This is a genomic window from Proteus sp. Marseille-Q3619, from assembly GCF_965283115.1.
The window spans coordinates 2,784,916-2,800,722 of record NZ_CBDIMP010000001.1 but is presented as its reverse complement, the minus strand read 5'-3'; the positions used below and the strand labels follow the sequence as shown (position 1 = coordinate 2,800,722).

11 protein-coding genes are annotated in these 15,807 nt (G+C 40.6%); 6 read left to right on the top strand and 5 right to left on the bottom strand.

Features of this window, described 5'->3' with window-relative positions; all coding sequences use genetic code 11:
• The first annotated feature begins 235 nt into the window (after positions 1-235).
• The 4 genes from gltB (at position 236) to ACWPWK_RS12945 (ending at position 9,170) form a co-directional block, all read left to right on the top strand.
• Positions 236-4,696 (top strand): glutamate synthase large subunit, encoded by a 4,461-nt coding sequence (gene gltB, locus ACWPWK_RS12960; RefSeq protein WP_109371921.1) that lies wholly within the window; start codon positions 236-238, stop codon positions 4,694-4,696.
• A gap of 9 nt (positions 4,697-4,705) precedes the next feature.
• Positions 4,706-6,103, top strand: a complete 1,398-nt coding sequence (locus tag ACWPWK_RS12955; RefSeq protein WP_109371923.1) for an FAD-dependent oxidoreductase — start codon at positions 4,706-4,708, stop codon at positions 6,101-6,103.
• Positions 6,104-6,612: 509 nt separating this feature from the next.
• Positions 6,613-7,887, top strand: a complete 1,275-nt coding sequence (gene dcuC / locus ACWPWK_RS12950) for a C4-dicarboxylate transporter DcuC (RefSeq protein WP_109371925.1) — start codon at positions 6,613-6,615, stop codon at positions 7,885-7,887.
• 14 nt (positions 7,888-7,901) lie between these two features.
• Positions 7,902-9,170 (top strand): amidohydrolase, encoded by a 1,269-nt coding sequence (locus ACWPWK_RS12945; protein WP_109371927.1) that lies wholly within the window; start codon positions 7,902-7,904, stop codon positions 9,168-9,170.
• Positions 9,171-9,285: 115 nt separating this feature from the next.
• Here ACWPWK_RS12945 and sspB read toward each other — a convergent pair whose 3' ends face one another.
• From sspB to zapE, 5 genes are all read right to left on the bottom strand, one after another.
• Positions 9,286-9,795, bottom strand: a complete 510-nt coding sequence (gene sspB / locus ACWPWK_RS12940) for a ClpXP protease specificity-enhancing factor (RefSeq protein WP_109371929.1) — start codon at positions 9,793-9,795, stop codon at positions 9,286-9,288.
• 6 nt (positions 9,796-9,801) lie between these two features.
• Positions 9,802-10,443, bottom strand: a complete 642-nt coding sequence (gene sspA, locus ACWPWK_RS12935) for a stringent starvation protein SspA (RefSeq protein WP_023582862.1) — start codon at positions 10,441-10,443, stop codon at positions 9,802-9,804.
• Positions 10,444-11,099: 656 nt separating this feature from the next.
• On the bottom strand, positions 11,100-11,492 hold the full coding sequence (rpsI, locus tag ACWPWK_RS12930; protein ID WP_004245284.1) for a 30S ribosomal protein S9: 393 nt from the start codon (positions 11,490-11,492) through the stop codon (positions 11,100-11,102).
• Between the two features lie 15 nt (positions 11,493-11,507).
• Positions 11,508-11,936 carry a 50S ribosomal protein L13 gene (rplM, locus tag ACWPWK_RS12925; protein WP_109371931.1) on the bottom strand — a complete coding sequence of 143 codons (429 nt, stop codon included), beginning with the start codon at positions 11,934-11,936 and terminating at the stop codon, positions 11,508-11,510.
• Positions 11,937-12,370: 434 nt separating this feature from the next.
• Complete coding sequence (gene zapE, locus ACWPWK_RS12920; RefSeq protein ID WP_109371933.1) at positions 12,371-13,486, bottom strand: cell division protein ZapE; 1,116 nt, start codon at positions 13,484-13,486, stop codon at positions 12,371-12,373.
• Positions 13,487-13,689: 203 nt separating this feature from the next.
• Between zapE and zapG the strand changes: the two genes are divergently transcribed.
• Positions 13,690-14,094, top strand: a complete 405-nt coding sequence (gene zapG, locus ACWPWK_RS12915) for a Z-ring associated protein ZapG (protein ID WP_023582864.1) — start codon at positions 13,690-13,692, stop codon at positions 14,092-14,094.
• A gap of 231 nt (positions 14,095-14,325) precedes the next feature.
• Positions 14,326-15,717: a serine endoprotease DegQ gene (gene degQ / locus ACWPWK_RS12910; protein ID WP_109371935.1), complete on the top strand. Its 1,392-nt coding sequence runs from the start codon at positions 14,326-14,328 to the stop codon at positions 15,715-15,717.
• Positions 15,718-15,807 lie beyond the last annotated feature (90 nt).

Genomic DNA, 15,807 nt, shown 5'->3' with positions numbered 1-15,807 from the left:
AATAAAAATATCCTTATCTATTTTATCTCAGTCAAATATCCCTACACATTGACCTGATTTTTATTTATCGATAAGTTGAAAAGGCATTGCATAGCAATATAAAAAACACACCAAGCTAGGCAAACACAACATCACCCGACTGAGCACCCATAAATTTACCTACATACTTAGAGCCAAAACGTTCCTTTTGCGCTCTTTTTTGAGGCGCCCAGTAAACTAAGTAGGAAGCAAAAAAATGCTCTATCAAAAGACACAGGAAAAAGACAATTGTGGGTTTGGGTTGATTGCACATATTGAAGGGCAAGCCAGCCATAAGATTGTCAGAAATGCCATACATGGTCTTGCCAGAATGCAACATCGTGGTGCGATTCTTTCTGATGGTAAAACCGGCGATGGATGCGGATTACTCTTACAAAAACCAGAGCGTTTCTTCCAATTAGTTGCACAAGAAAAAGGCTGGCATTTAGCAAAAAATTACGCCGTAGGGATGCTATTTTTAAGCCAAGATCCCAATATTGCCAAACAATGCCGTCTCATCGTTGAAGAAGAGCTACAACGTGAAACACTTTCTATTGTCGGCTGGCGTAAAGTGCCTATTAACACTGATATTTTAGGGAGTATTGCCCTTTCTTCTCTTCCTTTAATCGAACAAGTTTTTGTTAATGCCCCCGCAGGATGGCGGATAAGTGATATTGAGAGACGACTCTTTATTGCCCGCAGACGTATTGAAAAGCGCATTACTGACAATGATTTTTATATTTGTAGTCTTTCTAATTTAGTGACCATCTATAAAGGTCTCTGCATGGCCATTGATTTACCGCGCTTTTTTACCGATCTTGCCGATCTACGCATGGAATCTTCAATTTGTTTATTCCACCAGCGTTTTTCAACTAACACCACACCAAGATGGCCTCTTGCACAACCTTTTCGCTATCTTGCTCATAATGGTGAAATAAATACCATTACAGGCAATCGCCAATGGGCAAGAGCGCGTGCCTATAAATTCCATACACCACTTATTCCTGATCTACAAAGTGCAGCGCCTTTTGTGAATGAGAGTGGCTCAGATTCAAGTTCACTCGACAATATGCTAGAACTTTTTCTCAATGGCGGTATGGATATTGTTCGTGCAATGCGATTGTTAGTGCCGCCTGCATGGCAAAATAATCCACAAATGGATGAAGATCTTCGTGCCTTTTTTGATTTTAACTCAATGCATATGGAGCCTTGGGATGGCCCCGCAGGCATTGTATTATCAGATGGTCGTTACGCTGCGTGTACGCTAGATAGAAACGGTTTACGCCCTGCTCGTTACGTTATTACCACAGATAACATCATCACTTGTGCTTCTGAAATTGGTATTTGGGATTATCAGCCTGATGAAGTGCGAGAAAAAGGACGTGTAGGTCCTGGTGAGCTGATGGTCATTGATACTCATCAGGGGCGTATTTTGCACTCTGCCGAAACCGATGAAGATTTAAAAAGACGCCATCCTTATAAACTGTGGTTAGAGCGCAATGTCAAACGTTTAACGCCCTTTGAAGAGTTACCAGAACAACAAGCTACAGGACAACGTGCCTTTGATGACACTTTATTAGCCACTTATCAAAAACAATTTGCATATAGCCAAGAAGAACTTGAAAGCATTTTGCATGTGCTTGCAGAAAATGGGCAAGAAGCCACAGGATCAATGGGCGATGACACACCATTTGCTGTACTTTCTCAACGCCCTCGGCTTATTTATGACTATTTCAGACAAAAATTTGCGCAAGTAACAAATCCTCCCATAGATTCATTAAGAGAAGCACATGTTATGTCTTTAGCGACCTGCATTGGGCGCGAGATGAATGTGTTTTGCGAAGCGGAAGGTCAAGCTCATCGACTGAGTTTTAAATCGCCTATTTTGCTTTATAGCGATTTCCAACAGCTTATTAATCAAGAAAGTCCTTATTACCAATCTGTTCATCTTGATATCACATATCAACCAACAGAATGCAACCTAGAAACAGCGTTACGCCAATTATGCGCAAAAGCACAACAGGAAGTTCACCGTGGTGCGGTATTATTGGTTTTATCAGATAGAAATATCACTAAAGAGCGATTGCCTATTCCTGCTCCTATGGCAGTTGGAGCGGTACAAAAAGCATTGGTAGATAATAACTTACGCTGTGATGCCAATATTATTGTCGAAACCGCCAGTGCTCGTGATCCTCACCATTTCGCCGTATTACTCGGATTTGGTGCTACCGCTATTTACCCTTACCTTGCTTATGAATCTTTAGCTCAGCGTGTTGATAAAAAAATCCTGCAAGCAAGCTATGCCCAAGTGATGCTTAATTACCGTAACGGCATAAATAAAGGATTGTATAAGATCATGTCCAAAATGGGCATTTCAACCGTAGCTTCTTACCGTTGCTCTCAACTTTTTGAAGCGGTGGGATTAAATGATAGCGTTGTCGAGCTCTGTTTTGCGGGCGTTGATAATCGGATTAATGGCGCTGACTTTAGTGATTTTGAACACGACTTATTCAATCTATCTAAACGAGCTTGGTTAACCCGTTACCCTTTAGAGGCGGGGGGATTATTGAAATATGCGCATAAAGGGGAATATCACGCCTACAATCCTGATGTCGTTCAAGCACTACAACAAGCGGTAAATAGCGGGGAATATGCCGAGTATCAGCATTATGCTAGTCTGGTACAACAACGCCCAATAACCACATTGCGCGATATGCTAGTCCTCAATAACAAGGCAACGCCTATCTCGATTGAAGAAGTCGAACCTGAAACAGAATTATTTAAACGCTTTGATACCGCCGCAATGTCCATTGGTGCCTTAAGCAAAGAAGCTCATGAAGCCCTTGCGCAAGCGATGAATACGTTGGGCGGATTTTCAAATTCAGGCGAAGGCGGTGAAGATCCGGCTCGTTACGGTACTAATAAAGTCTCACGCATTAAACAAATTGCCTCGGGTCGTTTTGGCGTGACGCCTTCTTATCTAATGAGTGCAGATGTTTTGCAAATCAAAGTCGCACAAGGAGCAAAACCCGGTGAAGGAGGACAACTTCCCGGCGATAAAGTCACCCCTTATATTGCGCAATTACGCTACGCTGTTCCTGGTGTTACTTTAATATCACCGCCACCTCATCACGATATATATTCTATTGAAGATTTAGCACAGCTTATTTTCGACTTAAAACAGATCAATCCCACTGCACTGATTTCTGTAAAACTCGTATCAGAGCCTGGTGTGGGTACCATTGCTACTGGTGTTGCCAAAGCCTACGCGGATTTGATAACCATTGCAGGTTATGACGGAGGTACAGGTGCAAGTCCTTTAACTTCTGTAAAATATGCAGGTAGTCCGTGGGAATTAGGTTTAGTGGAAACCCAACAAGCGCTGGTGGCAAACAATCTTCGTCATAAAATTCGTTTACAAGTCGATGGCGGATTAAAAACAGGACTCGATATTATTAAAGCGGCGATTTTGGGCGCAGAGAGTTTTGGTTTTGGTACAGGTCCTATGGTCGCGTTAGGCTGTAAATACTTGCGTATTTGTCATTTAAATAATTGCGCAATGGGTGTTGCAACTCAAGATGAAACGCTACGTCGTAACCATTATCACGGATTACCTGAACGTGTTATTAACTACTTCCGCTTTATTGCACAAGAAACCCGTGAGTTAATGGCATTGCTTGGAGTACGAAAAATTACCGACTTAATCGGTCGTACCGATCTGCTTTCTTGTTTAGAAGGTGTGACGAGCAAACAGCAAAAACTCTCATTAGGCGGATTACTAGAAACAGTGACATCCCCCATAGGTAAAGCCCTTTATTGTCAGGAAAATAATGAAACTTATGATAAAGGTGAATTAAACCAGCGTATTGTTACTCAAACGATTGAAGCCGTTGAACAGCAAAAAAGCCAAACACACTATTTTGATATTCGTAATACAGACCGCTCTGTGGGTGCAACGTTATCTGGCATTATTGCTAAGAAATATGGCGAGAATGGGTTATCTGCAACACCTATAAAACTCCATTTTACGGGCACCGCAGGTCAAAGCTTTGGTGTCTGGAATGCACAAGGCCTTGAATTAACCTTAGTCGGTGATGCAAATGATTATGTTGGTAAAGGTATGGCGGGCGGTCGTATTGTAATTTCACCTCCAGTTGGTTCTGCTTTTAAAAATCATCATGCAACCATTATGGGTAATACGTGCCTTTATGGCGCAACAGGCGGGAAACTGTATGCTTCAGGCTTGGCAGGTGAACGTTTCGCCGTCAGAAACTCTGGTGCGATTGCTGTTGTTGAAGGCGTTGGTGATAACGGCTGTGAATATATGACGGGCGGTATTGTCTGCGTTCTCGGTAAAACAGGGATTAACTTTGGTGCAGGAATGACGGGGGGATTTGCCTATCTATTAGATGAAGACCTCACATTATCGCAACGGATCAACACTTCGTCGATTGAGTTGCTTCCTGTTGCATCCTTTGCCATTCTCGCTGAACATCTACGTGGCATGATTGCAGAACATGTCAGACTAACAGGCTCACAGCAAGGAGAAAGATTACTTTCACAGTGGGAATATTGGTCACAACACTTCAAGTTGGTTAAACCAAAGTCCAGTGATGTCAATGCGTTGCTTGGTCATCCTCGTCGTTCATCTGCTGAATTACGCGTTCAGGCACAATAGGAGAATATTATGAGTCAGAATGTGTATCAGTTTATCGACTTAAATCGTGTTGAGCCAACTAAAAAACCGTTAGCAATTCGCAAAATTGAGTTTGTTGAAATCTATGAGGCCTTTTCACCACAGCAAGCCTCCGCACAAGCTGATCGCTGTTTAGGTTGCGGGAATCCTTATTGTGAATGGAAATGCCCTGTTCATAATTACATTCCTAATTGGTTAAAGCTGGCAAACGAAGGACGTATTATTGAAGCGGCCGAGCTTTCTCATCAAACAAACAGTTTGCCTGAAATTTGTGGTCGCGTTTGCCCTCAAGATAGGCTTTGTGAAGGCGCCTGCACGCTTAATGATGATTTTGGTGCAGTCACAATTGGCAATATTGAACGTTACATCAATGACACCGCCTTAGCGCAAGGATGGCGCCCCGATCTTTCTCACGTCACAATGACTGATAAAAAAGTTGCGATTATCGGTGCAGGCCCTGCGGGTCTTGCCTGTGCAGATGTTCTTATTCGTCAAGGTGTGAAACCGGTTGTTTATGATAAACATCCAGAAATTGGCGGATTACTTACGTTTGGGATACCCTCTTTTAAACTCGAAAAATCACTGATGATCCGACGCCGCGAATTATTTAGTGAAATGGGTATCGAGTTTTGCCTTAATACGGAAATAGGCAAAGATATCGCCCTAAATACCCTAATAACACAATATGACGCAGTTTTTCTAGGATTGGGCACCTATCACAGTTTAAGCGGTCATTTTCCTAATGAAAATGCTGATGGTGTTTATAGCGCCCTACCTTATTTAATTGGTAATACACGTTATTTAATGGGTTATGGTGAAGATCCTCAAACACCTTATATCGACCTTAAAGATAAAAATGTAGTGATATTAGGCGGTGGCGATACCGCAATGGACTGTGTGCGTACTGCAATTCGACAAGGTGCAAATAAAGTCACTTGTGTTTATCGTCGTGATGAAAGCAATATGCCAGGTTCAAAACGTGAAGTAAAAAACGCCAAAGAAGAAGGTGGCGAATTTTTATTTAATCTTCAACCTACAGATATAGAAGTTGATAATCAAAATAAAGTGGTTGGTATTCGCGTTATTAAAACTCAAAGTGATAAAACATTAACGCCGATTGAAGGAAGTGAGCATTTGTTATCTACTGATGCGGTTATTCTGGCATTTGGCTTTAAACCTGCACATTATCCATGGTTAGATGAAAATAATATTGAATATGCATCTTCAGGCAGAATTATTATTTCAGATAATCAAGAAATACCAAATCAAACAACAAACCCTAAAGTGTTTGCTGGGGGCGATATTGTACGAGGTTCTGATCTTGTGGTAACAGCAATAGCAGAAGGAAGAGAGGCTGCCGAAGGAATATTGCAATATTTATCATGTTAAATATTTTTTATTTCCGTTATTTTAAATAACAATTTCTCTTGTTTATTATCCCATTTGATTTAAGTGGGATAATTTTTCAATATTATCGATGAAATTAATAAATAGTATTTAAGGATCATTAAGATATCAGACTAAATAATCATTCTCATTACCATTTAATATAATTTATAGAATAATATTTTGATAAAAAGCGATATTCTTTTTTGTATCAAAATAACACTCTTTATCTATAGTAAATATAATTTATTTTCGTATTTTTTACTTTATCTCTTTTTATTTAACCTTTTCGTCATCTTTTAATGATCATTGTTTTACCGCATTTGTTAATAACATCACAGTCTAAAAAAATAGATTTTATTTCGGCTATTAAATTTGATAACAATCAAATATTGTCAACCTACCAACTTCATAATGGAGTCACCTAATAACTTTACAGAAAAATATAATTTATTGATGTTAGGTTCGCTTTCATAATTAATAGTATTGTCATAATTAACTAGGGGATCACCATGGTGATGCAACTTATAGCCGTAGCCGTTATTATCGTAACTGTCTATTTGCTAATAAAAAAATATGAAACCCGAATGGTACTTATCGGTGCGGGTTTATTGCTTTGTATTTTGAGCCTAAGCCCATTAGATGCGTTTGCCGCATTTAGTGAGCGCATGGTATCTTCATCATTAATTCAAGCAATCTGTTCGAGTATGGGTTTTGCTTATGTTATGAAATATACCAAATGCGATATGCATCTGGTTCATGTTTTATCAAAAGTAATGACTCGTCTGGGCTTCTTCCTTATTCCAGCTACGGTCGTCGTAACGTATTTTATTAATATCGCAATCCCATCAGCAGCAGGTTGTGCGGCAGCGGTAGGTGCGACACTCATTCCATTATTAATCGCAGCACGTATTCACCCAGCTATCGCTGGTGGTGCAGTGTTATGTGGTACTATCGGCTCAATGCTAAGCCCAGGTATGTCGCATAACGCCTTCGTTGCTAACATGGCGAATATGGAAGTGGTTGATTTAATCGCTCGCCATAGCCCATATAGCTTAATGGCTGGTGGTATCGCAGCAGTTTCACTGGCGGTTGTCGCTTTAGTGAAAAAAGAGTTCAAAATGGCTTCTGTTGCGGGTGATGCATCATCTTCATCAGCACAAGCAACGCCAGAAGCTATTCGCCCTAACTACTTATATGCAACAGCACCTTTCATTCCATTAATCCTGTTAATTCTGCCATTCTTCGAGACTTTCAGTACATTTAAACTGTCTGTACCAGCGGCAATGTTAATCGGTTCTATCTATGCTCTGTTCATCACATTAACTAACCCAGCTCAAATTACGAAAGAGTTCTTTAAAGGTATGGGTAATGCTTATGGTGATGTATTAGGTATCATCATTGCAGCAGCAGTATTCGCAGCAGGTCTGAAAGCATCTGGTTTAATCGACGCGTTCATCAACTTCTTAACTCATTCTCCTGAATTCGCTCGCTGGGGTGGTACTTTAGGGCCATTCTTAATGGGTATTATCACAGGTTCTGGTGACGCAGCAGCATTCGCATTCAACGAAACAGTAACACCTCATGCTGCACAATTCGGTTATGAAATCCCAGATATGGGTATGGCAGCGGCATTATCTGGCGCGTTAGGTCGTACTATGTCACCACTGGCAGGTGCAGCAATTGTTTGTGCTGGTCTTGCAAACGTAAACCCTATGGAAATCGCAAAACGTACTGCACCGGGTATGATTATCGGCGTCATCGCTGTTGCGTTATTCATGTTATAAGTGGAGAAATGAATATGTCAGCAATTACACTAGAAAAATTAATTAAATGGCGTCGTGAGTTTCACCAATATCCAGAAATTGGTTGGTCAGAATTTTTAACCACAGCAAAAATCGTCAAAGAACTACGTAGCTTAGGTTTAGAAGTTAAAGTTGGCCCAGACGTTATCAATCAAGAGTTTGCTTTTGGTCGCCGCCGTCAAGTCGTTGAAAAAGGTCTAGCTGTTGCAAGAGAGCATAAAGTTGATGAAGCTCTACTTGATGAAATGAAAGAGCTAACTGGCTGTGTGGCTATCTTTGACAGTGGTAAAGCAGGCCCAACAGTAGCACTGCGCTTTGATATCGACTGTGTTGGTGTTAACGAAGCAACAGAAGCAAAACACCGTCCTCATGCAGAGAACTTTGCTTCTTGTCACGCAGGCGAAATGCATGCTTGTGGTCACGATGGACACATCTCTATCGGTTTAGGTGTTGCTCACTGGTTAGTTGAGAATAAAGATAAAGTGGTTGGTAAAGTTAAAATTCTATTCCAACCAGCAGAAGAAGGTGTTCGTGGTGCTCGTGCAATGGCAGAAAGTGGTATCGCAGATGATGCTGATTACTTCTTAGGTGCTCACTTAGGCTTTATCGCCAACAGTGGTGAAATTGTTATTAACCCAACACATTTCTTATGTACCACTAAATATGACTTCCGCTTTAAAGGCGCACCGTCTCACGCAGGCGCAGAGCCAGAACTTGGTCGTAATGCTTTAGCGGGTGCTTGCCACGCAGCAACACAAATGCTGGGCATTTCTCGCCATGGTAAAGGAATGTCACGTATCAACATCGGTGTATTAAAAGCCGGTGAAGGCCGTAACGTCACCCCTGCTAACGCTGAAATGCAAATTGAAGTTCGTGGTGAAAATGAAGAGATCAACAGCTTTATGGCTGCAAATGCGGTACGTATGGCTGAAGGCGCAGCACATAGCTTCCAGTTAGAAATGGAAAGCGAAATCATGGGTGAAGCCGTTGACTTGACGAATGACCAAGAGCTGATTGATGTTATGACCAAAGTTGTGGGTAAACATTCTGAGCTAACTGCGGTTGCAACTCGCCCATTCGGTGGTAGTGAAGATGCAACAGTATTAGCAAAACGTGTACAACGTTGTGGTGGTAAATCACTGTACTTCGTTGTTGGTGCCGATAGAACAGCTGGTCACCACCAAGCAGGCTTTGACTTCGACGAAAAACAATTAATGACTGCAGTTAATCTTTACACTGGTTGTTTAGAAGAACTGCTGAAATAATTTCAGCCCAATCATTAATCTAAACGCCCTATAGAAATATAGGGCGTTTTTTTGTGTACAAAAAAACCCAGTTAAAATGAACTGGGTTTTTCATTAATATAAATAAGATAATCTCTTATTTCACTACACGCAATGATGGACGACCTGTAGGACGAGGTGGCTCTGGATCATCATCTGGTGGCGTTACATCATCAGAAACAGATTTATCCGTTACTAATGATAAGACTTCGCCAACAGGAGCATCTGGTGTTTCTTGATGCTCATCTTCAGCAAACTGTAATGATGCGCCAGATTCATAAGCAGGCTCTGGCTCAAACATCATTCCCGCACCGTTTTCTCTCGCATAAATAGCCATAACAGCAGCCATAGGCACTCGCACTTTACGAGGTATGCCACCAAAGCTTGCACTAAATAAAACCTGATACGGTGTTAACTCTAATTCATCTACAGCACGAGATGAAATATTTAGTACAATTTGACCATCATGCGCATATTCCATTGGGACTTGAACACCGACAACATTCACATCAACAACTAAATGTGGTGTTAAATCGTTTTCGATGATCCAGTCATAATGCGCACGTAATAAATGCGGACGACGCGGAGACATATCCATAATCTCCATACTTAATTACCCTCTTGAAGGTAAGCGCATCTCACGCTCTGCTTCGGTTAATGACGCGAGGAAAGAATCACGCTCAAAAACACGCTGCATATAAATTTGTACATCTTTAGCGCCAGCACCACTTAAATCTACACCGAGCACTGGTAAACGCCATAACAGAGGAGCAAGGTAGCAATCTACTAAACTGAACTCTTCACTCATAAAGTAAGGATATTCTTTAAACACAGGAGATACAGCCAGTAGCTCTTCTGCTAACTGTTTACGAGCAGCATTTGCTTGCTGTTCAGTTCCTTTTTCGATGGTGTTCATTAAAGAATACCAATCATGCTCGATGCGATGCATCATTAAACGGCTGCTACCACGAGCAACAGGATAAACTGGCATTAAAGGAGGATGAGGGAAGCGTTCATCAAGGTATTCCATGATGATGCGTGAATCATACAGAGTCAGCTCACGATCAACCAAAGTCGGTACACTTTGGTAAGGGTTTAGATCGATAAGATCCTGTGGAAGATTACCAGCTTCAACCTGTTCAATTTCAACACTGACACCTTTCTCCGCTAGGACAATTCTGACCTGATGGCTGAAAATATCAGTCGGACCGGAAAACAAAGTCATTACCGAACGTTTGTTGGCAGCGACAGCCATGAAAACCTCCAAGTTAATCAATTAAAGAAATGAATTAGCACAATGCCTTTTCCATTTCCCCATTCCTAAAAGACAAGCACACAAACGCAGTAGACCTAAATAAACATTTAAGCTATTAACTGCATTGGGTAACTACCTGTATAACAGTGTTATCGTGGGATAATCATATTTTACAGGGTTAAAAACTCACCTGTCTTTGCGGCACATATCATTATCAAGTAATACCAAAATAATCATTCAACAATCATTATTGTCATAATAATTTTGGTATGACTTTCAAACTCATCACTGGTATTACGATCAATATACCCATTGGCAACATGATGAAGTCATAGAAAGAAAGACATCAAAGCTCGCTATTCTACCAGAATTCATGTTACTTAGGGGGGCTAATGCAAATAATTCAACACAATATGCCACACTACCTTAAAAGTAAGATTATAATATCAAAAAATGAAATTATTTAGAGATAACATCTGAAAAATAGACTTTTTAATACTATCGCTATCTTACATATAGCCTGTTTTATGAGTAACAGCCTCATGTATTAGCAACATTATGTTTTTATTATTAATAAGCACAAATAAGTTAAAAATAAAAAACCCGCCTGTGAAGACGGGTTTTCAACATCAAATTGATATCTAAAAGATAACAAATTAACGTTTAGAGAACTGTGGACGACGACGTGCTTTACGCAGACCCACTTTCTTACGTTCAACAGAACGCGCATCACGGGTTACGAAACCAGCTTTACGCAGATCAGAACGTAGAGTCTCATCATATTCCATCAGTGCACGAGTGATACCGTGACGGATCGCGCCAGCTTGACCAGAAATACCACCACCTTTAACAGTGATGTATAAATCTAATTTACCCAGCATATCAACTAATTCCAGCGGTTGACGAACAACCATACGTGCTGTTTCGCGGCCGAAGTAAACTTCTAGGCTACGTTTGTTGATTACGATATTACCGCTACCTGGCTTAATGAAGACACGTGCGGAAGAACTTTTGCGGCGACCTGTGCCGTAGTATTGATTATCAGCCATTGCCTATTATCCCGATTAAATGTCCAGAACTTGCGGTTGTTGTGCCGCGTGGTTGTGCTCAGATCCTGCGTAAACTTTCAGTTTACGATACATCGCACGACCCAGAGGCCCTTTTGGCAGCATGCCTTTTACCGCGATTTCGATTACACGCTCAGGACTACGGGCGATCATCTCTTCGAAAGTCGCTTGTTTGATACCACCTACGTGACCAGTATGACGGTAGTAAACTTTGTCAGTACGTTTATGACCAGTTACCGCTACTTTCTCAGCGTTTAAAACGATGATGTAATCACCAGTATCAACGTGCGGAGTGTATTCCGCTTTGTGCTTACCGCGTAAACGGCTAGCAATTTCAGTTGCTAAACGGCCTAAAGTTTTGCCGTTTGCATCAACAACGTACCAGTCGCGTTTTACGGTTTCTGGTTTAGCTGTAAAAGTTTTCATTATTGAAAATTACCCAATGTTTAGTTACACGTTGGTGAACGCTCGGTTCAAATACTATTGAGGTTCACACGACTCTTGTGTCCAGCAAACCTACCCCTTCGAGTAGCACTGCTGACTCTAAAATGCGAGTTTTTTGGGAAATAAAAAACTTGCTGCAACGTGGGGTCGCAAGATTATAGAGAAGTCAGAAAAAAAAATCGAGTCATAATTGAAAAACAATTGAATTCTTTTTCAATATTTCAGCGAAAAAAACGAATCTGGCACTTTTTTCTGATTTGACTGATAAATTCTTGCTACCTGAAGAGAAGAATTGTTCCTTTCCAGAGCGCTTGTAAGCTGCCTAATGCACTCTATTTTCATAGAAAAAAACATCAAGCAACTTAACCTGCGTCATCCTACCATAATGAAAGATGACTTTCTTCAAGAATTAAAAATTAAGCGAGATGGGGTTGTACTAAATATTCTTCACTTTGCATCTCTTGTAAACGAGATAAGCAACGTTGATATTCAAAACGTAAAAAATCACCTTGGTAAATCTCGTTCATTTCTACATTTGCATTAATAATAAGTTTCACCTTACGCTCATAAAACTCATCAACAAGCGCTAGAAACCGACGCGCAGCGTCTTCATTTAATGTCCCCATTTGCTCCATGTCATATAACAAAACAGAGTGGTAATGCTTAGAAAGCTCAATGTAATCAAGCTGACTACGTGGTTCCATACACAAGGTTGAAAAATTAATAGCGAGTACCCCATTAGATGCTTTTCTTACTTTCATGGGGCGATGGTTAATGGTTAAGGTACAATCAACTTGCGGTTCGCTGGTTGCCAAATCCGTGAAAATTCTATCCATTTCCTGACGATTTTTATCATTAAGTGGAGATAAAAAAAGATGCGCTTGCGTTAATGTTCTTAGTCGATAATCAATCCCTGCATCCACATTTAAAATATCGCAGTGTTGTTTGATTTGCTCTATTGCAGGTAAAAAACGAGAACGCTGTAATCCGTTACGATAAAGCTCATCAGGTGGAATATTTGATGTCGCCACCAATGTGATACCTCTAGCAAATAACGCCTCAAGCAAGGTACCTAAAATCATCGCATCAGTAATATCAGAAACGAAAAACTCATCAAAACAGAGCACATCAGTTTGCGTTTTAAATCCATCAGCAATAATTTCTAGCGGATTTTCATGGCCTTGTAAGTTTTTTAGTTCTTCTTGAACACGTAACATAAAGCGATGGAAATGTAAGCGAAGCTTTCGTTCTGTCGGCAAGCTTTGATAAAACATATCCATGAGCCATGTTTTACCTCGTCCAACACCGCCCCACATATATAGACCACGTTCTGGTGTAACAATCTGTTTTTTTGTGCGAATTCGCCCGAATAATCGTTGGGTTAGCGAATTTTTTTCTGGTGGAGTCTCTTTTAATAATGCATGGTATATCTGTTGAAGATGGAGAACCGTTTTTCTCTGAACATCATCAGGTTGATAATCACCTTGCTTCAATGCGGCTTCATAAAGTGATAACGGCGTACTAACAGTCATGAATGCCCTCTTATCCTTAATTTTCTGACATACTGATTTGTGTCTGTCGAATGGCTCTATTATAAGCATTAAGAATTGTTTTAACATCAACGTAACACACGAATTTTATATTAAGCTTAAGGATATTATTCCACCCATGCCTTTTAGCGGTTATGATGTTATAAGAATCCATCGTCCTCACTATTAGATGAAAAGGAGTTGCCATGGTTTGGGTTTATGCACTGATTGGATTAGTTGTCGGTCTTATTATCGGCGCACTTGCAATGCGTTACGGTAACAGCACCCTTCGTCAACAAGATGCTATCAAAGCAGAGTTAGACACAAAAAAAGAAGAACTTGATACTTATCGCAATGAGCTTGTCAGCCACTTTGCTAGAAGTGCTGAACTATTAGATAACATGGCGAGAGATTACCGTCAGCTTTATCAACATATGGCAAAAAGCTCTAATGAGCTCATGCCTGATATGCCTGCTCAAGAAAATCCATTTAATTACCGTTTAAGCGAATCAGAAGCAGCGAATGACCAATCTCCAATAAAAATGCCACCTCGTGATTACTCCGAAGGAGCATCTGGATTGTTCAGACCCACAGATAAAAAAGACAGTTAATATTAAAAACGCCACATTTTTTGTGGCGTTTTTCTTTCTAACAAACGTCATAAAATGACAATTATTTGCTATGGTTTTAAAGATAGCTTTTGTCTTGTAAATCCGTGTAAAAGGAAGCAAAGCACATCATGTCTTAATGAACTTTCCTTTGTCAGTACAGGTCTTAGTGACATCGCGCTCATTTTGAGCAATAACTTTTATTTTGATAACTGTATCAAGAGACTCTAATTCATGTTGACTAAAAAAAGAAAATTATTACTTAGTGCATTAGCAATGAGTGTCGGACTTTCACTCTCTACTATTCCAGCAACCAGTATGGCCGCGCTGCCTGCGGTTATGCCATCAGGTGAACAACTGCCAAGCCTTGCACCAATGTTAGAAAAAGTGTTACCTGCGGTTGTCAGTGTCCACGTTTCTGGAACGCGAGTACAAAACCAGCAAGTACCCGAAGAGTTCAAATTCTTCTTTGGCCCCAATTTCCCATCACAACAACAAAGTGTACGCCCTTTTGAAGGCTTAGGCTCTGGCGTCATTATTGATGCACAAAAAGGCTATGTATTAACAAATAACCACGTTGTTGATGGCGCAGATAAAATTCAACTGCAAATTAATGATGGCCGTGAATTTAGTGCAAAATTAATTGGTAGCGATCCACAAACCGATATCGCATTACTGCAAATTGAAAAACCAACCAACTTAACTGCAATTAAAATGGCGGATTCTGACCAACTACGTGTTGGTGACTTTGCGGTTGCAGTCGGTAACCCATTTGGTTTAGGCCAAACAGCAACATCTGGTATTATTTCCGCACTAGGTCGTAGCGGTTTAAATCTTGAAGGTTTAGAGAACTTTATCCAGACCGATGCTTCAATCAACCGTGGTAACTCTGGTGGCGCGCTCGTTAACTTGAATGGTGAGTTAATCGGAATTAACACTGCTATTTTAGCACCAGGTGGTGGCAACATCGGTATTGGCTTCGCCATCCCAAGTAATATGGCGCGTGACCTTAGCCAACAACTGATTTCTCATGGTGAAGTTAAACGTGGCATATTAGGTATTCGCGGTACAGAAATGAATTCTGATCTGGCAAAATCCTTTAATATTGATGCACAACGCGGTGCTTTTGTTAGCGAAGTAATGCCAGATTCATCTGCTGCAAAAGCAGGCATTAAACCGGGTGACGTTTTAATTTCAGTTGATGGTAAACGTATCAATAGCTTTGCTGAATTAAGAGCTAAAGTGGGTACAACACCGCCGGGTAAAGAGATCCTAATTGGTTTAATCCGTCAAGGTAAACCAATGGATGTTAAAGTGACATTAGAGAAACAATCGGCAGATGCAACACGCGCAGATAACTTCTCTCCTGCACTACAAGGTGCAACATTAAGTAACTATGTGAATAAACAAGTGAAAGCTGTTGCAGTCGATTCTGTAGAAAAAGATTCAGCCGCTGCTGCATCTGGTTTACAAAAAGGCGACCTTATTATTGGTATTAATAATACGCCAATTACATCACTAGGCGATTTACGCAAAGCAATTGATGCTAAACCGCCTGTTCTTGCATTGAATATTCAACGTGGCAATGAACAAATTTATCTACTGTTACGTAATACACCGCGCTAAGAAGTAAGCTTTCACCTATCTAATTTATTGATTTCCTTAGCCCTGTAATATCTATTATAGGGCTTTTTTTATATCTATTTTTGATGAGAG

Coding starts and splice junctions, on each gene's coding strand:
- gltB (WP_109371921.1), top strand. CDS start 236: ATGCTCTATCAAAAGACACAGGAAAAAGACAATTGTGGGTTTGGGTTG.
- ACWPWK_RS12955 (WP_109371923.1), top strand. CDS start 4,706: ATGAGTCAGAATGTGTATCAGTTTATCGACTTAAATCGTGTTGAGCCA.
- dcuC (WP_109371925.1), top strand. CDS start 6,613: ATGGTGATGCAACTTATAGCCGTAGCCGTTATTATCGTAACTGTCTAT.
- ACWPWK_RS12945 (WP_109371927.1), top strand. CDS start 7,902: ATGTCAGCAATTACACTAGAAAAATTAATTAAATGGCGTCGTGAGTTT.
- sspB (WP_109371929.1), bottom strand. CDS start 9,795: ATGGAGATTATGGATATGTCTCCGCGTCGTCCGCATTTATTACGTGCG.
- sspA (WP_023582862.1), bottom strand. CDS start 10,443: ATGGCTGTCGCTGCCAACAAACGTTCGGTAATGACTTTGTTTTCCGGT.
- rpsI (WP_004245284.1), bottom strand. CDS start 11,492: ATGGCTGATAATCAATACTACGGCACAGGTCGCCGCAAAAGTTCTTCC.
- rplM (WP_109371931.1), bottom strand. CDS start 11,936: ATGAAAACTTTTACAGCTAAACCAGAAACCGTAAAACGCGACTGGTAC.
- zapE (WP_109371933.1), bottom strand. CDS start 13,486: ATGACTGTTAGTACGCCGTTATCACTTTATGAAGCCGCATTGAAGCAA.
- zapG (WP_023582864.1), top strand. CDS start 13,690: ATGGTTTGGGTTTATGCACTGATTGGATTAGTTGTCGGTCTTATTATC.
- degQ (WP_109371935.1), top strand. CDS start 14,326: ATGTTGACTAAAAAAAGAAAATTATTACTTAGTGCATTAGCAATGAGT.